Consider the following 17,949-nt stretch of genomic DNA (forward strand, 5'->3'; position numbering starts at 1 on the left):
GGTATTGATTATGTTTGTTAATATTAATTATGGGCGCAGGGTGTGCGTTGCTGATAGCACTATGGAGGCTGGCAAATGAATAATCCCCATAAAAAAATGCCGTTGACTCCGTTTGCGCTGGTACGCGCATTATGGGGATTCAAGTCACTAATTTTGCAAATGACCAAGAGAGAAGTCGTTGGCCGATACAAAGGATCAACGATGGGGCTGGCTTGGTCGTTTTTAAACCCTCTATTTATGTTGGTTGTCTACACTTTTGTATTTTCTGTAGTTTTTAAAGCCCGCTGGTCAGTGGGGGGCGATGAGAGCCGTACGCAGTTTGCCGTCATTTTGTTTGTCGGTATGATCGTTCATGGTTTTTTTGCTGAAGTGATCAACCGCGCGCCGCAAATCATTTTGGGTAACACGAACTATGTCAAAAAGGTGGTATTTCCATTGGAAACGCTACCGGTGATTGGTCTCTGTGCTGCGTTGTTCCATACGTTGATTAGCCTGGTAGTTTTGTTGTGCGCCTTTTTCATTTTTAACGGTTTCCTGCATTGGACGGTGGTATTTATACCGCTGGTATTTTTACCGTTAGTGATTTTTTGCCTAGGGTTGGGGTGGATCCTGGCCTCCCTTGGCGTCTTTATCCGTGATGTGAGCCAGACGACGGTGATTATCACCACGGTAATGATGTTTTTGTCTCCGGTCTTCTTCCCGGTTACCGCACTGCCGGAAAAATACCGTATCTGGATCATGCTCAATCCGCTGACTTTTATTATCGAACAAGCTCGTAGTGTGTTGATTTGGGGACGTTTTCCTGATTGGCAAGGGTTGGTGATATATACGTTGGCCGCAACCATAGTGGCTTGGCTGGGTTATGTATTCTTCCAGAAAACCAGAAAGGGGTTTGCCGATGTCCTCTAATGAAATTGCAATTGAAGTCAAAGGATTAAGCAAATGCTATCAGATTTACGATCGTCCACGTGACCGCCTGAAGCAATTTTTTGCACCTAAATTGCAGCGAGCTGTCCGCCGCGAGTCTCGACGTTACTTTCGCGAGTTTTGGGCACTGAGAGATGTCTCCTTCAGCATAAATAAAGGGGAAACTGTTGGAATTATCGGGCGTAATGGCGCTGGAAAATCAACCCTGCTGCAAATGATTTGTGGCACTTTAACTCCGACGGAAGGTGAGATTCAGGTTAACGGTCGGATTGCCGCTCTGCTGGAACTGGGAGCTGGATTCAATCCGGAATTCACCGGCCGTGACAACGTCTATCTCAATGGCTCTGTTTTGGGATTTTCGCGTGAGCAGATTGACGCGCGATTTCAGGAAATTATTGATTTTGCAGATATTGGCGAGTTTATTGATCAACCCGTAAAAACCTACTCCAGTGGGATGTATGTCCGTTTGGCATTTGCTGTTCAGGCCTGTGTTGATCCAGAGATATTGATCGTCGATGAGGCGTTGGCCGTAGGCGATATCGGATTCCAATATAAGTGCTATAAACGTATGGAAGCGCTACGTGCCAAAGGGGTAACTATTATTATGGTTACCCATTCCACCGGCAGTATTCTTGAGTATGCCGATCGCTGTCTGGTAATGAACGACGGGCAGCTGGTCGGAGATACGCATGACGTATTGGCAGCGGTTCTCGCTTATGAAAAAGGCATGTTGCTGACTCAGGCCGCTCCAAAAGAAAAACGTCAACATGTCGATGGCTCTGCCGTCAAGGATGTGGCGACGCTTCAGGCTATTCAGTCAGAACAGACCAATATTGAAGTCGGGGAGAAGCGTTTTGGCACTGCGCGTGCCATTATCGAAAATCTGCAGATCTATAAAGCGGATGGCACCCCACTGTCAGAAAAACCATTGGTACGAGCTGGGGAAGAGTTGACTTTTGACTATACCTTGTTGTCATCAGAGCTTATTGAGGACATAGCGCTTGGTGTATCAATTTCCAAAGCGCAAGGGGGCGATATTTGGGGTGACAGCAATATCGGTGCCGGCGTTCCGATCACTCTGAAACCCGGTGAGCAGCATATCGTTTATAAGGTCAAGTTGCCGATAAATTCCGGTGACTACCTGGTGCACTGTGGATTGGCTCGGGTTGGCAAAGGGGAGCGGGAAGAGCTTGACCAGCGTCGTCCGATGATGAGGTTGAAGTTTTGGTCATCGCGCGAGTTGGGTGGTGTCATTCATGCTCCGGTACAAATTTCGCTGGAGGAGGAGTAACGCTATGCTGGCTGTTTTTTTACCGCCTTATTCTTTCCGAGGTGTCAAAGCGCCTTACCTGTGGGTGTTTTATCGCCTGCTTAGTACCTTAAAGGAAAAAAGTCTCTTTATTACTGGTAGCGATTACCTGCGAGATCCGCTTGAGTGGCGTGAACAAGGGCGCTGGGAATTCGACGACCCCACGATGCGCAACTTGGGTTATTCGCTGCCGAGCCAAGATACGTTCAACCAGCATAAATTCAGCCTGCTTGATGAAGAACTGTTCAATCGTTTATTGAATGATTATCACCATAATCCAATGGCAGCATTCCAAGCATTTCTAACGCAGAGCATACCAGAGTTGGAAGCTGAGCTGCGTAGAGTATTACTGGATAAGAAAAAACTTGGAATTAAGGCGATACTCAGTATCTGCAATTGCCCGTCACTGGAAAATGTAGCACAGGAATTGTCGATCCCCGTGATCCACTTTGAAGTGGGGCCTCTACGTGCACCAATGTATGTGGGAACCGGCTATATTGATTTCAGCGGTGTGAATGGGAATACTGAGGCGCAGACACGTTACCTAAGGGTGGCGCAAGATTGCAAAGTTCAGCTACCTATGGGTGAGTTGCACCGATTTTTTGCTCAGGTATTACTGCCGCAGAAAGGCGATGCTGAATTTGATATTGGGTTGGTCATGCAGGTCGAAGATGATTCGAACATCATTGCCTATAGTAACGGTTTTAATAACTTATCATTGTTGTCCTATGCACAAACTTTGTGTCCTAGCGACAACCTGCTGATTCGAGTTCACCCCGGCAGTCGTTTTCAACTGCAAAATGTGCAATCTGAAATTGATCATTCACCTAATAGCCTTGAGTTTCTGCATCGTTGTCGGAGAGTAGTGACAATAAACTCAAGCGTTGGGTTGGAAGGCCTGTTGCTGGGAAGTGAGGTTCAGATACTGGGTGATAGCTCTTACAGTTTTATCAACGATGTGGTCGATGAATCTGAGCGCGCCAACAGAATGGCATTCTATCTGTTTGCTTATCTCGTGCCATTTGATCTGATATTCGATACGGACTATCTACATTTTCGTCTGTCTGAACCAGCGGAAATAGACATAGTGCGTTATCATTTAAATTATTATTCAGCTGGGGCTGACGAATTGACAAGCATGAAAGGGATGACTATCGGTGAGCTGATCTCTGACCGTGTTAAGCGTGATAACGACGTTCGTGCAGAGATTTTTCGTGTTATTGATCAGCAAAAACAAAGTATTGAAGAAAAACACCAGTTGATTGAGTCTTTGGAGCATCAACTGCAGCAGAGAAAAACACAGTTGCGGATGCAGTTGGAGGAGAACCTGCACCTGCAAGAGTCGTTGCTGCAAAAGCAGCGACAGCATGAAGATGCATTATTGCAGTTGAAAGTCGTCGAAGAAGATAAACGCGCTGAAGAACTGGAACAGGAGCTTGAGGCATTACAGGCAGAAGTTGGAAGTAAAACGCATGAAATTTATGAGTTGCATTCTGCTCTAAGCCAAAAAGAAGGTGTTCTGGAGCAGCAACATTCTGTAATGGCCCGGATGCGCAATAGCTTGTCATGGAAGCTAACTATGCCGGTAAGGATGGTGGGCCGCGCAGTACGTGGTGAATTTGGTGTTATACGCGACTTTACCCGCCACTATTTTACGCATCAGTTTGCAGGCAATCGCTCCTTAACCGCCAAGATCTGGCACGCGTTCCGAAGCCACCCACAGCCTTATCGTGCATTGGGACGCAAGGCAAAAACAGCCTTCGGCCTGGTGGGTAAAGGACAGTTTTCCGAATTGAAATCCAGCCTGCGACGGGCCGCGCAAAATACTGCGGATGCACCGATGCCACTGACGCATATTGATACCCAGCATGTGGTAATTCTTGCCTCCAGACACACTCTGTATGTCGCTCATCGAGTGCAAAAGTCACTGACCGATATCGGATTAGGGGTAACCATAATCCATGCTTATTCCTCAGTGTCCGACAGCGGACAAATGCATATCGTTATTTGTCCGCAAATGTTCCCTGAGTTACCGAAGAACTTCGTGGCATTCCAAATGGAACAGTCAATTAACCCTCGTTGGTTTACGACTGAGTATTTTGCCATTCTGGAGCGTGCAATTGCTGTCTTTGATTACTCGTTGACCAATATCGAATACCTGCTTCAGCATGGTGTGCCGTATCAAAAGCTGTTCTATATGCCCGTATCGTCTTATGAGAATTATGCTGAGCATTTGAGCCAAACTGGCTATAAATTGCAGCCGGTTAACGATGAAAAACCGATTGATGTTCTGTTCTATGGCGATCCTAACTGTGAACGCCGCCAAGATTATCTGCGCCAGCTAAGTCAGCGTTTCAATGTCCATATTGCCTCAGAGGTATTTGGCCAAGATTTGACCCGACTGGTACAGCGTGCGAAATTGATCGTCAATATTCATTATTATGAAGATGCCTTGTTGGAGACTACGCGGCTGTATGAAACGTTGTCACTCGGCACACCTATTGTCAGCGAAACAAGTTCTGATATTCAGTATCATAGTAACTTGGGGAACGTAATCGATTTTGCGCCGGTGGGCGACATTGATGCAATGGCTGATAAAATTGAGCGTCTGTTGTCTGATGACAACTTCTATGCGCGTCGCCGTCAGGATATAGCTGATTTTACTCGTTTGGATACGCAGTTTGACACTTACTTCAAACGTTATTTACTGGCTAACGATCTCATTGACTTCCAGGTTTACAAAAATAGTGTCGACTTTATTCCGCACAATGAGGTGGATATTCCTAAGCTGTGTTTGTCACTGACTGAAACTCCTGTACGTAAACAGGCATTTCTTAGTAAACCGACACATGGCTTCCAGGTGGTTGAAGGTGTCCGCCATCGTATTGGCTGGATTGGTTGCGGCATGAGCTATAAGTATATGCTGTCGACATTAGCCGATCGCAAAACTGAAATGGCGATAATTTGCGAAGATGACGTGTTATTCCCGGCTGATTTTGACATTCGGCTCGAGAAGGTCGTTGGGCATTTACGGGCAACCAAGTGGGATTGGCATGTGTTTGCCGGCATTATTGCGCATTTGCACGATGACACCAGAATTCTGGCGGTAAAAGAAATCGACGGTATCGAATATGTCTACATCAACCGCATGACTAGCATGGTAATGAACATTTATTCCCGCCGTGGCATTGAACTTATCAGTCAGTGGGATGAGAAAAACATCGACTCCCAGAACAACACTATCGATCGCTATCTTGAGTCAGCTCCAGGATTGACTGTGGTGACGACATTGCCATTTATGGTTGGTTACGCTGAAGATCAATATTCAACGTTGTGGGGTTTTGTTAATACACAATACACCGACATGATACGCAACAGTGAACTCATGCTGGCTGAGAAGGTCAAGATATTCAAGGCGCGACAGGCCGAAACTACCGGCTCATAAATATGCTTTTATCAGGCCGATAGGTAAAAATCGACCGGCCAGTTTACTGGCCGGTTTTTTTCTTATGAGCTCAGATAGCTGAAAGTTTTAGGCTACAATTCAATCTCTTGAAACTCAATATGTGACCTATCGCACCAATCACTACCCACGCGGCAGCTTCCTGAGTTAACATGTGTGCCACATCACAAAACCTGTTGGCCACAGTTGTTAACAGGGTCATCCTCAGACAGGAGTTCTTCAATGTCCAAGCAACAAATCGGCGTTGTCGGCATGGCGGTAATGGGCCGCAATCTGGCACTGAACATCGAAAGCCGTGGTTACACCGTTTCGATCTTTAACCGTTCAGGCGATAAAACTGATGAAGTTATTGCCGAGAATCCAGGTAAAAACCTGGTGCCGCACTATACCGTCGAAGAGTTCGTTGAATCGCTGGAAAAACCGCGCCGCATCTTGCTGATGGTGAAAGCGGGTGAAGCGACTGACAAGACCATTGCTTCCCTGACTCCGCACCTGGATAAAGGTGACATCCTGATCGACGGTGGCAACACCTACTATCAGGACACCATCCGTCGTAACCGCGAACTGTCTGATCAAGGCTTCAACTTCATCGGTACCGGCGTTTCCGGTGGTGAAGAGGGCGCGCTGAAAGGGCCTTCAATCATGCCTGGCGGTCAGAAAGAAGCTTACGAGCTGGTGGCGCCAATCCTGAAGAAAATCGCTGCGGTAGCGGAAGGCGAGCCTTGCGTGACCTATATCGGCGCTGACGGTGCCGGTCACTATGTGAAGATGGTACACAACGGTATCGAGTACGGCGACATGCAGCTGATTGCAGAAGCTTACTCCCTGTTAAAACAGGCGTTGAATCTGAGCAACGAACAGCTGGCTGAAACTTTTGCCGAGTGGAACAAGGGCGAACTGAACAGCTACCTGATCGACATCACCAAAGATATCTTCACCAAGAAAGATGAAGAAGGTAAATACCTGGTTGATGTGATCCTGGACGAAGCTGCCAACAAAGGCACCGGCAAATGGACCAGCCAGAGCTCTCTGGATCTGGGCGAGCCGCTGTCACTGATCACTGAGTCAGTGTTCGCTCGCTACCTGTCCTCACTGAAAGACCAGCGTGTGGCTGCATCTAAAGTGCTGACCGGTCCTAAAGCGACCCCAGTGAGCGGTGACAAGGCTGAATTCATTGAGAAAGTGCGCCGTGCACTGTACCTGGGCAAAATCGTTTCTTATGCGCAGGGCTTCTCTCAATTGAAGGCCGCTTCCAAAGAAAACAACTGGGATCTGCACTACGGCGATATTGCCAAGATCTTCCGCGCCGGTTGTATCATCCGCGCACAGTTCCTGCAGAAAATCACCGACGCTTATGCACACGACGCGGATATCGCTAACCTGCTGCTGGCGCCATACTTCAAGCAGATTGCTGATGAATACCAGCAGGCGCTGCGTGACGTGGTGTCCTACGCGGTGCAAAACGGCATCCCTACGCCGACCTTCTCTGCGGCGATTGCCTACTACGACAGCTACCGTTCAGCGGTTCTGCCTGCCAACCTGATCCAGGCGCAGCGCGACTACTTCGGTGCTCACACCTACAAACGTATCGACAAAGAAGGCGTGTTCCATACCGAATGGATGGAATAATCCCGACGTTTGAAGCATAAAAAAGCCGCCGAGGTTAACGCCCGGCGGCTTTTTTTTGCCTGAAAAACAGGGTTATTTCTGGTGCCGCTCGCGCAACCGGCCAATCACTTTGCTCAAGTCCAAATCCTGATCCTGCAGCAACACCAACAGGTGATAAATCAGATCAGAAGCTTCGTTGGTCAATTCTTCGCGGTCATTCACCGTAGCGGCCAGTGCGGTCTCCACGCCTTCTTCCCCGACTTTCTGCGCGATACGCTTGGTGCCACTGGCGTACAGGCTGGCAGTGTAAGAGCTGTCAGGGCTGGCCGTCTTGCGTTCTGCCAGCAGTTGTTCCAGCTGATACAGAAAACCCCAATCGCTGCTGGCCGGGTGGAAGCAACTGGTGTTACCCAGGTGGCAGGTGGGGCCTATTGGATTGGCCAGAATCAACAGCGTGTCGTTGTCGCAGTCCGGGGTGATGCTGACTACGTTAAGGAAGTGGCCAGAGCTTTCGCCCTTGGTCCACAGGCGCTGTTTGGTGCGTGAGAAAAAGGTAACCTTGCCGCTCTGTTCGGTCACGGCCAGCGCTTCCTGATTCATATAGCCGAGCATCAGCACTTCGCCGGATACGGCATGCTGGACGATCACCGGCAGCAAGCGATCCGTTTTTTCCCAGTCCAGCTGGTTTCTTTGTTGTTCTGTTAACACAGGCGGATCTCCACACCTTGTTCGGACAAGAACCTTTTCAGGTCACCGATATTAATGATTTGTTTGTGGAACACCGAAGCGGCCAGTGCGCCATCGACATCGGCATCGCGGAAGGCTTCCAGGAAGTGCTCCATGGTGCCAGCGCCGCCGGAGGCGATTAATGGCACTTTGCACACTTCGCGCACCAGGCGCAGCTGTTCCAAATCGTAACCGTTACGCACGCCGTCCTGATTCATCATATTCAGCACAATTTCGCCGGCGCCGCGCTTCTGCACTTCTTTCACCCAATCCAGGGTTTCCCACTCAGTAACGCGGGTGCGGCTTTCGTCTCCGGTATACTGGTTAACGTGATACTTGCCGGTTTCGGCTTCGAACCAGGTATCAATACCGACCACAATGCACTGTACGCCAAAGCGATCCGCCAGGCGGCTAATCAGCGTCGGGTCGGCCAGCGCCGGGGAGTTGATGGAAATCTTGTCGGCGCCAAAAGACAGGATCTGGCTGGCGTCTTCCGGGCTTTTAATTCCACCGGCGACGCAGAAGGGGATATCAATCACCTCAGCCACGCGTGATACCCAGCTTTTATCTACCACCCGGCCATCGCTTGACGCGGTGATATCGTAAAACACCAGTTCATCTGCGCCTTCCTGCGCATAGCGCTGCGCCAGCGGCACGATGTCGCCGATAATTTCATGGTTGCGGAACTGCACGCCTTTCACTACCTGCCCGTCTTTAACATCCAGGCACGGGATTATCCGTTTTGCCAGCATGCGATCGCCTCCTCAACGCTAAACTTACCTTCCAGCAGGGCACGCCCCACAATCACACCCTCAACGCCACTGCCGCGCAACTGGGCGATATCATCCAGATTACCGATACCGCCAGAGGCCTGGAAGGCGATCTGCGGGTATCGTTGGCTGATTTCCTGATACAGCGCCACGTTGGAACCGGCCAATGTCCCGTCACGGGAAATATCGGTGCACAGCACGTGTTTGAGGCCATAAGGCAAGAACTGCTCAACCACCTGTTCCAGCGTGGCATCCGAGTTTTCCTGCCAGCCGCTGATGGCCACGCGTTTGGTGCCGTCTGCGTCAATGCGCACGTCCAGCGCCAGCACCATGGCATCGGCGCCGTAGCGTTCGAACCAGCCCTGTACCAGCTGCGGCTGTTTTACCGCGGTGGAGCCGATCACCACGCGGGTTGCGCCGGCCTCCAGCAGGGCAGCGACGTCCTGCTCATTGCGAATGCCGCCGCCAACCTGTACCGGTACGTTAACTCCCGCCAGCAGCTTGCGCAGCAGGGGGATTTGGCGCGCGGTCGGGTCTTTCGCGCCGGTCAGGTCGACCAGATGCAGCACCTGTGCGCCCTGTTGCTGATAGTCCTGCAGGCGTAACAATGGATCGTTACCGTAGTCGCGCTGCTGGCCGTAATCGCCCTGATGCAGACGCACCACGTTGCCGTCGATCAAATCCAAAGCCGGAATAATCATGCTGCCTACATCTCCAGAAAGTTTTTCAACAGTTGCGCACCGGCCGCGCCAGATCGCTCTGGATGAAACTGCACGCCGAAGAAATTGTCTTTTTGCACGGCGGCGGTAAAGGGCTCGCCGTAATTCGCCTGGGCGATGGTGCTTGGGCATATCGGCATCGCATAGCTGTGAACGAAGTAGAAGTAGGCACCGTCTTCGATGCCGCGGAACAGGTGATGACCCGCCTGCGCAGACACCTGATTCCAGCCCATGTGCGGCAACGGCAGGCCGAAGTCGGTCATCTGGGTTACCGGAGTATCGATAATGCCCAGCGTGTCGATGCCGCCGTTCTCTTCGCTGCTTTTTGCCAGCAACTGCATGCCGAGGCAAATCCCCAGCACCGGTTGGGTACAGGCCTTGATCAACTCAATCAGCTCGCGTTGTTCCAGTTGATCCATCGCCGCCTGCGCGGTGCCAACCCCTGGCAGAAAAAGCTTGTCGGCGCGCAGTACGATCTCCGGGTCACGGCTCACTTCCGGGCGGTAGCCCAAACGCTGCACCGCGTAGGTGACGGAGGCCAGGTTAGCGCAGCCGGTGTCCAGAATCACCACGTCCATCACAGCACTCCTTTCGAGCTCGGGAGGGTGTTGCCCTCAACGCGGATCGCCTGGCGCAGCGTGCGGCCAAACACTTTGAACAGGCTTTCGACACGGTGGTGGTCGTTTTTGCCCTTGGTTTTCAGGTGCAGGGTGCAGCCCATGGTGTAGGACAGCGAACGGAAGAAGTGCTCGACCATTTCGGTGCTCAGATCGCCGACGCGCTGATAGTTGAATTCCGCTTTGTATTCCAGGTGTGGGCGGCCGGAAATATCCAGCGCACAGCGTGCCAGGCACTCGTCCATCGGCAGCACAAAGCCGAAACGTGCGATGCCGCGCTTATCGCCCAGCGCCTTGTTCAGCGCTTCACCGAGCGCCAGGCCGGTGTCTTCCACCGTGTGGTGATCGTCGATATACAGATCGCCTTTGACGTTGATATCCATGCGGAAACCGCCGTGGGTGGCAATCTGATCCAGCATGTGGTCGAAGAAGCCCACGCCGGTCTTGATCTTGCTGCCGCCTTCGCGATCCAGCCAGACGTTGACGTCAATCTGCGTTTCCTTGGTCACGCGGTTAACCTGTGCATGGCGATCGCGCTGGGTCAGTTGGCGAGTAATTTCTTTCCAACCCAGAGAGCCACGCTGATAGCGCAACCCCTGAATACCCATATTCTCAGCCAGTTGCACGTCGGTCGGACGATCGCCTATCACGTAGCTGTGAACGGTATCCATCACGCCGGGTTCCAGATAACCTTTGACCAGCGCGGTCCTCGGCTTGCGGCAGTCACAGTTGTCCGCCGGCAGGTGCGGGCAGATCAGAATATCTTCAAAATGAATACCCTGTGAGCTGAGGATCTGCATCATCAGGTTATGCGGCGGATCGAAGGTTTCCTGTGGGAAACTGGCGGTGCCGAGGCCATCCTGGTTGGTGATCATCACCAGTTGATAACCCGCCTGCTGCAGCTCCAGCAGGCAAGGGATCACGTCCGGCTCCAGCGCCAGTTTATCCAGGCGGTCGACCTGGAAATCTTCTGGTGGTTCAGCAATCAGCGTGCCGTCACGGTCAATAAAGAGGAATTTCTGGCTCACATTGGCTCCTGGCGAGTCTTGGTTGCACCGGGCAGGGCAGACAGCACATCAACCACGCGCTGGCATTCTTCACGGGTGCCTATGGTGATGCGCAGGCAGCCGGATAACCCCGGTTGTTTATTTTGGTCTCTTAAGATGATGCCCTGATCCCACAAGGTTTTAAACACATTACTGGAGGCAGTGAATCGTGCCAGCAGGTAATTGCTGTCGCTGGTGAAAACCTGTTCAACGCAGGCGCAGTTTTGCAGCGCCTGCAGCAGCCAACTACGGTTGGCAGCAATCTCGGTAACCCGTTGGCGCATGATGCGGATCCCCTCGGTGCTGAGCGCCTGAGCGGCGATATCGGCGACCGGAGTGGAGAGCGGGTAAGGGGCGATCACCTTCAGCAGCAGAGCGATTAAATCTTCATTGCCGAGGGTAAAACCGCAGCGCAACCCAGCCAGCGCAAAGGCCTTGGACAGGGTGCGCAAGATAGCCAGGTGCGGATAGTCATTTAGCCAGCCGGCGACGCTGGCCTGTGGGCAGAATTCAATATAGGCCTCGTCGACCGCAACGATCGCCTTGCCCTTGGCCATTTCCAGCAGGCTGCGTAGATCGTTGGCATCGATCAGGTTACCCGTCGGGTTGTTGGGGCTGCAGACGTAAATTAGTTTTACGTTGTCCAGGCTGTCGGCGATGGCCGGCAAATCCAGCTGCCAGTCCTGTTTGGCCGCCACGGTACGACGCTCCACGCCAAAGGTTTCGGCGCTGACGGCATACATGCCGTAGGTCGGCGGGCAGAACAGGATGGCGTCTTTTCCCGGCTCGCAGAATGCGCGGATCAGCAGTTCGATACCTTCGTCTGCCCCACGACTGACCAGCACCTGTTCCTTTTTAACCCCGGCGTACTCGGCGTAGCGTTCGATCACCAGTGCCGGTTGGCACTCCGGGTAACGGTTAAAGGTTTGAGCGGTCAGTTGGAACTCTGGGGCGATCGGGTATTCGTTGGCGTTCAACCACACGTCGCCGTTGCCACCCAGGCGGCGTGCCGACTGATAAGGGGTCAGATCGCGAACGTTGGTGCGTGCCAGATTTTCAATGCTCATGCTTGCTCCTTCAGGGCGGCAACGCGCAGGGTCACGGCGTTTTTGTGGGCAATCAACTGCTCGGCGGCGGCCAGGGTTTCAATGGTGGCGGCCAGGTTCATAAAGCCCTGCGGCGTCAGCTCTTGTACCGTCATGCGCTTTTGGAAGTCCGCCAGCCCCAAACTGGAGCAGGTGGCGGTGTAACCATAGGTTGGCAGCACGTGGTTGGTGCCGGACGCATAGTCACCGGCGGACTCCGGTGACCAGTCGCCAAGGAATACCGAACCGGCGCTGGTGATGCTGTCGACCAGAGCGCGGGCGTCGCGGGTCTGAATGATCAGGTGTTCCGGGCCATACTGATTGCTGATGGCCACGCATTCGGCCAAATCTTTGGTGACAATCAGTCGACTACTGGCCAGCGCCTGACGTGCAGTCTCGGCGCGGGGTAATTGTGCCAGTTGCTGTTCTACAGCATCACGTACCGCCTGCGCCATCGCGGCTTCCGGTGTCAACAAAATCACCTGCGAATCCGGGCCGTGCTCCGCCTGCGACAGCAGGTCCGAGGCGACGAATGCCGGAGTGGCACCGGCGTCGGCGATCACCAGCACTTCGGAAGGGCCGGCCGGCATATCGATGGCGGCGCCGTCCAGTCGTTGGCTGACCTGGCGTTTGGCTTCGGTGACAAAGGCATTGCCCGGCCCGAAGATTTTTGCCACGCGCGGTACGGAATCGGTACCGAATGCCATAGCGGCGATCGCCTGAGCACCGCCAACCTGAAACACCTCTTCCACTCCGCACAGTTGCGCGGCATACAGAATTTCATCGGCAATCGGCGGCGGTGAACACAGCACTACGCGGCGGCAACCGGCGATGTGTGCCGGTGTCGCCAGCATCAGCACCGTAGAAAACAGCGGGGCAGAACCGCCGGGAATATATAGCCCAACCGAGTCGATCGGGCGGGTTACCTGCTGGCAACGCACACCCGGCTGGGTTTCTACATCAACCGGCGGCAGTTTTTGCGCATTGTGGAAGGTTTCCACGTTGGCGACTGCAATTGCCATTGCCTGCTTGATCTCATCACCCAGACGCGCGCTGGCAGCCGTTATTTGCTCTGCGGTGACGCGCAGTGCGCCAACTTCGGTTTTATCAAATTTGGCGCTGTATTCGCGCAGCGCCTGATCGCCATTGGCCTTCACGTTGTCGAGGATTTCGCTCACCGTGCGGGTGATGCTGTCCGAGGCGGAGATCGCCGGACGCATCAGCAGTGCCGTGCGCTGTTCGGCGCTGCAGTCTGCCCAGTTGACCAGAGTATTAAAGTTCGACATGGCCTTACTCCATCATCTTCTCAATAGGCAATACCAGAATCGAGCTGGCACCGAGCGCTTTCAGTTTTTCCATGGTTTCCCAGAACAGGGTTTCGCTACTGACCATGTGCATGGCTACGCGGTTCTGTGCCCCGGCCAATGGCAGAATGGTCGGGCGTTCGGCACCCGGCAGCAGCGCGACGATTTCGTCCAGACGCTCGCTCGGCGCGTGCAGCATGATGTACTTGGATTCACGCGCCTGGATCACGCCCTGAATACGGGTCATCAGACGGTCGATTAATTGCTGTTTGGCTTCCGGCATTTCGCCATCGCGTTGGATAAGGCAGGCTTTCGAGCGGTAAATCACTTCAACTTCACGCAGCCCATTGGCTTCCAGCGTGGCGCCGGTGGAGACCAGGTCACAGATGGCGTCGGCCAAACCGGCACGTGGAGCGACTTCAACCGAACCGTTCAGCAAACAGGATTTGAAGCGCACGCCCTGTTTGTCGAGATATTGCTTGAGCAGGTGTGGATAAGAGGTGGCGATGCGGGCATCTTGCAGGCTTTGCGGGCCGGTGTATTCACTGTCGAGCGAGGTGGCCAGCGACAGGCGGCAACCGCCGAAATCCAGGCGACGCAGGGTGAAATAACGTGGGTCTTCGCCTTGAGCGCGGCGGGTGAGCAGCTCTTCTTCCAGCACGTTCTCACCGATAATACCCAGGTCGACCACGCCATCCATCACCAGGCCCGGGATGTCGTCATCACGGACGCGCAGGATATCGATCGGCATATTCTCTGCGAAGGCGATCAGGCGTTGTTGCTGCAGGTTGATTTTGATACCGCAGCGCGCCAGCAATTCCTGAGACTCATCACTCAGGCGGCCCGATTTCTGCATTGCTATCCGTAAACGTGTTTTATCCAGCATGGTAACCTCTGTTTAATCTGTAATTTTATGAATTTATTATGAAAATTATTTTATCTGTCTGTCCGGAGCCAAAAAAAAACCCTCGGAAGAAATCTTCCGAGGGCTCTCTCTTGCATTCTGCGCGCCACTGGAAGATTAAAAAACCGTCTTCCAGCACACATCGCCTGAAAGACTAGTCAGGGTGATGGTGATGATGGTGGCTGAACTGAATGCGTGTCATGGTGTTTTCTCTGTATAAAGTCGCTACAAACTCAATTGCTAATTAACCTAAACTATCCACTGTCTTTCACGCAACTCTTTTTTCTCGTCATAAATTTAATTTATTGAAACAGGATGAATTATTAGCAAGACGCGACTTTACCTAAGCTTAAGGTCGGTGGATTGAATCACTACGCCGACTGGCGTAGCCTTAATGGGCAAAGCGTTGCAGTCTTCAAGAGAGGAAGCTGATGAAAAAGGTAGCCATTATTGGCCTGGGTTGGTTGGGTATGCCGCTGGCTCTGTCGCTGATGAGCCGTGGGTTTGACGTTGTTGGCAGTAAAACCACGCCGGATGGCGTCGAGGCCGCACGGATGAGCGGGATCGAATGCTATCAGCTGGAACTGACGCCGGAACTGATTTGCGAGCCGGAGGATCTGGAGGCGCTGCTGCGCGTCGATGCGCTGGTGATAACACTCCCAGCCCGCCGCACCGTCGAAGGCAGCGAAAACTATTTTAATGCGGTGCGCATGCTGGTGGACAGCGCGATGGCCTTCGGTGTGCCGCGCATTCTGTTTACCAGTTCAACCTCGGTGTACGGGGAAACCACTGGCACGGTACGCGAAGATTCGCCGCTGAAGCCGGTTTCACCTTCCGGCCTGGTGCTGGCAGAGCTGGAGCGTTGGCTGCATGAACTGCCGAACACCTCGGTGGATATTTTGCGTCTGGCGGGGCTGGTGGGGGGCGATCGCCATCCCGGGCGTTTCCTGGCGGGCAAAGTCGATGTCAAAGGCGGTTCGCAAGGAGTCAATCTGGTGCATCAGGACGACGTGATCGGCGCGATCCAACTGTTGCTGAAACTGCCGAAAGGCGGCCACGTTTATAACCTGTGCGCCCCGGCCCATCCCACCAAGCGTGAGTTCTACCCGGCTCTGGCTGAACAGTTAAATCTGTCGCCGCCGCAGTTTGCCGCCGAAACGGAGCAGGGCGGTCGTCTGGTGGACGGCAGCCGTATCTGCAATGAACTGGGGTTTGAATATCAGTACCCGGATCCGGCGCGTATGCCGGTCAATTAAGCGAGTGAAGATGCCCTGCCAAATGTGGGGCATTTTTTTATGCTTTCGCACGCTGGTTACTGCATCAACACCATAGCGGCTGAAATCTCTCCGGCGCGCTGCAAATCCTCCAGCAATGCGCTCAGTGCCTCCTTCGGCAACCCCGGCCGGGTCACCAGACTCAATGCCGCCTGATAAGACAGCGCTTGCCCCCCTAACTGTTTCAATACGCCTTGCTCTACCCAACGCGCAGCGTAATGGGTGGGCAGGTAACCGAGATACTCGCCGCTGAGCACCAAATGGGCGACTCCTTCCATATGATGGGCGACGGCGCCGAGATTTAACGGTGCCAGCGGACAAAGTTGCTGTGCCAACAAATAGCCGCGTTTAACCCAGCGTGCATTTTCAATCTGTTCACGCCCCGGTTGCTCCAGCGAAAACAGCGGATGATCGCTGCTGCAATAAACCGCCTGCGTCTCTGCTATCCAGGGCTGATACTGCAACTCGTCCAACTGCTGACCGAAATAACCGATGCCCAAATCGAGTTGCTGATTCAGCAACCCCTGTTCTATTTCGCCGGGGGCGCAAATGCGGCACTGTAACTGCACATCCTGGTGTCGGCGTTGAAATTGTTTGATGGCATGGCTGAAGGGATTGCCCGGCAGCGACACCAGATTATCCACCAGACCAATCTGCAAATCACCGGTCAGTAGCCCGTTCAGCGACTGACTGACGCGGGTGAAATCACGCGCGGCGTTGAACAGGGTGCGGCAGGCGATCAGCATGCGTTCGCCTTTCGGCGTCAGCATAAAACCGGATCGGCCTCGCTGACAGAGGCGAAATCCCAGCCGGGTTTCCAGGGTGGCGAGATGGGTGCTGATGGTCGACTGGTTCATCAGCAACGTTTCCTGGGCGGCGCTGACGCCATGGGCTTCGGCGACGGCGACGAAGACCCGCAGCAGCCGCAGATCAATATCGCTTAGGTTGGTGAGCATCCTTTCCTCCGCAGTAATAGCGCGAAATTAACCATTTCATAACATCCCCAAAGTGAAGCTGGCGGCCGTAAAACTGTCTTTTTATGGCATGAATGTTAAATAAAATCCAATGCTTCAATGTGTTAACAAACATCGGTGTTTTCAATACTTACATCCCAAAGATGGAATGGTAGCCCTGTCAGGGGGCGGGTAGCCTGTGTTTGTTATCCAAATGTTGAAATTATCTGACAGCCGAATAAGGAAAGATCATGCTGAATCAACCCCAGAGTGGCAATGATATGCCGCGTTTTGCCGGTATCCCTACCATGATGCGTCTGCCCGTTGCCGACGATGCGCGGGGGCTGAATGCGGCCTTCGTCGGTATTCCCCTCGATATTGGTACCTCAAACCGCAGTGGCACGCGCTACGGGCCGCGGCAAATCCGCCAGGAATCGGTGATGATCCGCCCATACAACATGGGCACCGCTGCCGCACCTTTTGAACGGCTGCAGGTGGCCGACCTGGGGGATATCGCCATCAATCCTTACAGCCTGGAAGACAGCGTTCGTCGCATTGAGTTGGCCTATAACGGCATTCTGGCCCACGGCTGCATTCCACTGACGCTGGGGGGCGATCACACGCTGACGTTACCAGTGCTGCGCGCCATGGCCAGCCGATATGGCCCGGTCGGCTTGATTCACGTAGATGCTCACTCAGACACCAACGAAGAGATGTTTGGTGAAAAGTTGGCACACGGAACAACTTTCCGGCGAGCCTTTGAAGAGGGGCTATTGCAGCCACAACGGGTCATTCAGATTGGCCTGCGCGGCAGCGGCTATGAGGCTGATGATTTCGATTGGTCGCGTAAGCAGGGGTTCCGCGTGGTACCGGCAGAAGCCTGCTGGTACCGCTCTTTGGCACCGCTGATGGAGGAAGTGCGCGAGCAGATGGGTAATGCGCCGGTTTATCTCAGTTTCGACATCGACGGCCTGGATCCGGCATTTGCACCGGGCACCGGCACGCCGGAGGTCGGTGGGCTGTCGGTCTGGCAGGGCCTGGAAATTGTCAGAGGCTGCCGGGGGCTGAACCTGGTCGGCAGCGACGTGGTGGAGGTTTCGCCGCCTTACGATCGTTCCGGCAACACCGCGCTACTGGCGGCCAATCTGTTGTTTGAAATGCTGTGTGTACTGCCGTCGCGATAAGGCGACCGATAACCCGATCGGCGGAGCCGTTGCGCCTGATACCGAATAATAACAAGCATG

At 53.4% G+C, this 17,949-nt stretch carries 16 protein-coding genes and 1 other annotated feature; of the genes, 6 read left to right on the top strand and 10 right to left on the bottom strand.

What is annotated here, in order from left to right; all coding sequences use genetic code 11:
* The first annotated feature begins 75 nt into the window (after positions 1-75).
* The 4 genes from SERS4_RS0108760 (at position 76) to gndA (ending at position 7,328) form a co-directional block, all read left to right on the top strand.
* On the top strand, positions 76-909 hold the full coding sequence (locus tag SERS4_RS0108760) for an ABC transporter permease (RefSeq protein ID WP_026142284.1): 834 nt from the start codon (positions 76-78) through the stop codon (positions 907-909).
* A complete protein-coding gene (locus SERS4_RS0108765; RefSeq protein WP_017892205.1) occupies positions 899-2,218 on the top strand; it encodes an ABC transporter ATP-binding protein in 1,320 nt (439 codons plus the stop codon). The genes SERS4_RS0108760 and SERS4_RS0108765 overlap by 11 nt, the downstream gene beginning before the upstream one ends.
* A gap of 4 nt (positions 2,219-2,222) precedes the next feature.
* Positions 2,223-5,681, top strand: coding sequence for a hypothetical protein (locus SERS4_RS0108770; RefSeq protein WP_017892206.1), 3,459 nt, complete (start codon positions 2,223-2,225; stop codon positions 5,679-5,681).
* A 240-nt stretch (positions 5,682-5,921) separates the two neighbouring features.
* Positions 5,922-7,328: an NADP-dependent phosphogluconate dehydrogenase gene (gene gndA / locus SERS4_RS0108775; RefSeq protein WP_012006041.1), complete on the top strand. Its 1,407-nt coding sequence runs from the start codon at positions 5,922-5,924 to the stop codon at positions 7,326-7,328.
* A 72-nt stretch (positions 7,329-7,400) separates the two neighbouring features.
* On the opposite strand, the gene hisIE is transcribed toward gndA, so the two are convergent.
* From hisIE to hisL, 9 genes are all read right to left on the bottom strand, one after another.
* Positions 7,401-8,015: a bifunctional phosphoribosyl-AMP cyclohydrolase/phosphoribosyl-ATP diphosphatase HisIE gene (gene hisIE / locus SERS4_RS0108780; protein WP_017892207.1), complete on the bottom strand. Its 615-nt coding sequence runs from the start codon at positions 8,013-8,015 to the stop codon at positions 7,401-7,403.
* The gene (gene hisF / locus SERS4_RS0108785) at positions 8,009-8,785 is read right to left on the bottom strand and encodes an imidazole glycerol phosphate synthase subunit HisF (RefSeq protein ID WP_017892208.1); all 777 of its coding nucleotides are present in this window, start codon (positions 8,783-8,785) and stop codon (positions 8,009-8,011) included. Before hisF ends, hisIE begins: the two co-directional genes overlap by 7 nt.
* On the bottom strand, positions 8,767-9,504 hold the full coding sequence (gene hisA, locus SERS4_RS0108790) for a 1-(5-phosphoribosyl)-5-[(5-phosphoribosylamino)methylideneamino]imidazole-4-carboxamide isomerase (RefSeq protein ID WP_012006044.1): 738 nt from the start codon (positions 9,502-9,504) through the stop codon (positions 8,767-8,769). The genes hisF and hisA overlap by 19 nt, the downstream gene beginning before the upstream one ends.
* 5 nt (positions 9,505-9,509) lie before the next feature.
* Positions 9,510-10,100, bottom strand: a complete 591-nt coding sequence (gene hisH, locus SERS4_RS0108795) for an imidazole glycerol phosphate synthase subunit HisH (protein ID WP_012006045.1) — start codon at positions 10,098-10,100, stop codon at positions 9,510-9,512.
* The gene (gene hisB, locus SERS4_RS0108800) at positions 10,100-11,167 is read right to left on the bottom strand and encodes a bifunctional histidinol-phosphatase/imidazoleglycerol-phosphate dehydratase HisB (RefSeq protein ID WP_017892209.1); all 1,068 of its coding nucleotides are present in this window, start codon (positions 11,165-11,167) and stop codon (positions 10,100-10,102) included. The genes hisH and hisB overlap by 1 nt, the downstream gene beginning before the upstream one ends.
* On the bottom strand, positions 11,164-12,252 hold the full coding sequence (gene hisC / locus SERS4_RS0108805) for a histidinol-phosphate transaminase (protein ID WP_017892210.1): 1,089 nt from the start codon (positions 12,250-12,252) through the stop codon (positions 11,164-11,166). Before hisC ends, hisB begins: the two co-directional genes overlap by 4 nt.
* Positions 12,249-13,556, bottom strand: a complete 1,308-nt coding sequence (gene hisD, locus SERS4_RS0108810; RefSeq protein ID WP_017892211.1) for a histidinol dehydrogenase — start codon at positions 13,554-13,556, stop codon at positions 12,249-12,251. Before hisD ends, hisC begins: the two co-directional genes overlap by 4 nt.
* A gap of 4 nt (positions 13,557-13,560) precedes the next feature.
* Positions 13,561-14,460: an ATP phosphoribosyltransferase gene (gene hisG / locus SERS4_RS0108815; protein ID WP_012006049.1), complete on the bottom strand. Its 900-nt coding sequence runs from the start codon at positions 14,458-14,460 to the stop codon at positions 13,561-13,563.
* Between the two features lie 70 nt (positions 14,461-14,530).
* Positions 14,531-14,657 (bottom strand) — a sequence feature (His leader region).
* On the bottom strand, positions 14,633-14,680 hold the full coding sequence (gene hisL / locus SERS4_RS26940) for a his operon leader peptide (protein WP_101495319.1): 48 nt from the start codon (positions 14,678-14,680) through the stop codon (positions 14,633-14,635). It overlaps the preceding feature by 25 nt.
* Positions 14,681-14,909: 229 nt before the next feature.
* Here hisL and SERS4_RS0108820 point away from each other — a divergent pair, with 229 nt between their 5' ends.
* Positions 14,910-15,734, top strand: coding sequence for an SDR family oxidoreductase (locus SERS4_RS0108820; RefSeq protein WP_012006050.1), 825 nt, complete (start codon positions 14,910-14,912; stop codon positions 15,732-15,734).
* A 56-nt stretch (positions 15,735-15,790) separates the two neighbouring features.
* On the opposite strand, the gene SERS4_RS0108825 is transcribed toward SERS4_RS0108820, so the two are convergent.
* Entirely contained in the window at positions 15,791-16,708 is a 918-nt protein-coding gene (locus SERS4_RS0108825) for a LysR family transcriptional regulator (protein WP_017892213.1), read from the bottom strand.
* 248 nt (positions 16,709-16,956) lie between these two features.
* Here SERS4_RS0108825 and speB point away from each other — a divergent pair, with 248 nt between their 5' ends.
* Positions 16,957-17,889: an agmatinase gene (speB, locus tag SERS4_RS0108830; protein WP_017892214.1), complete on the top strand. Its 933-nt coding sequence runs from the start codon at positions 16,957-16,959 to the stop codon at positions 17,887-17,889.
* Positions 17,890-17,949: the final 60 nt, after the last annotated feature.

It is taken from the genome of Serratia sp. S4 (genome assembly GCF_000347995.1).
Classification (GTDB): Bacteria; Pseudomonadota; Gammaproteobacteria; order Enterobacterales; family Enterobacteriaceae; genus Serratia; species Serratia quinivorans.

Excerpts from the sequence above, each read along its gene's own strand:
- hisD (WP_017892211.1), bottom strand. The coding sequence starts at position 13,556 with ATGTCGAACTTTAATACTCTGGTCAACTGGGCAGACTGCAGCGCCGAA.
- SERS4_RS0108770 (WP_017892206.1), top strand. The coding sequence starts at position 2,223 with ATGCTGGCTGTTTTTTTACCGCCTTATTCTTTCCGAGGTGTCAAAGCG.
- hisH (WP_012006045.1), bottom strand. The coding sequence starts at position 10,100 with ATGGACGTGGTGATTCTGGACACCGGCTGCGCTAACCTGGCCTCCGTC.
- hisF (WP_017892208.1), bottom strand. The coding sequence starts at position 8,785 with ATGCTGGCAAAACGGATAATCCCGTGCCTGGATGTTAAAGACGGGCAG.
- gndA (WP_012006041.1), top strand. The coding sequence starts at position 5,922 with ATGTCCAAGCAACAAATCGGCGTTGTCGGCATGGCGGTAATGGGCCGC.
- hisG (WP_012006049.1), bottom strand. The coding sequence starts at position 14,460 with ATGCTGGATAAAACACGTTTACGGATAGCAATGCAGAAATCGGGCCGC.
- hisC (WP_017892210.1), bottom strand. The coding sequence starts at position 12,252 with ATGAGCATTGAAAATCTGGCACGCACCAACGTTCGCGATCTGACCCCT.
- SERS4_RS0108825 (WP_017892213.1), bottom strand. The coding sequence starts at position 16,708 with ATGCTCACCAACCTAAGCGATATTGATCTGCGGCTGCTGCGGGTCTTC.
- speB (WP_017892214.1), top strand. The coding sequence starts at position 16,957 with ATGCTGAATCAACCCCAGAGTGGCAATGATATGCCGCGTTTTGCCGGT.
- SERS4_RS0108765 (WP_017892205.1), top strand. The coding sequence starts at position 899 with ATGTCCTCTAATGAAATTGCAATTGAAGTCAAAGGATTAAGCAAATGC.
- SERS4_RS0108820 (WP_012006050.1), top strand. The coding sequence starts at position 14,910 with ATGAAAAAGGTAGCCATTATTGGCCTGGGTTGGTTGGGTATGCCGCTG.
- hisA (WP_012006044.1), bottom strand. The coding sequence starts at position 9,504 with ATGATTATTCCGGCTTTGGATTTGATCGACGGCAACGTGGTGCGTCTG.
- SERS4_RS0108760 (WP_026142284.1), top strand. The coding sequence starts at position 76 with ATGAATAATCCCCATAAAAAAATGCCGTTGACTCCGTTTGCGCTGGTA.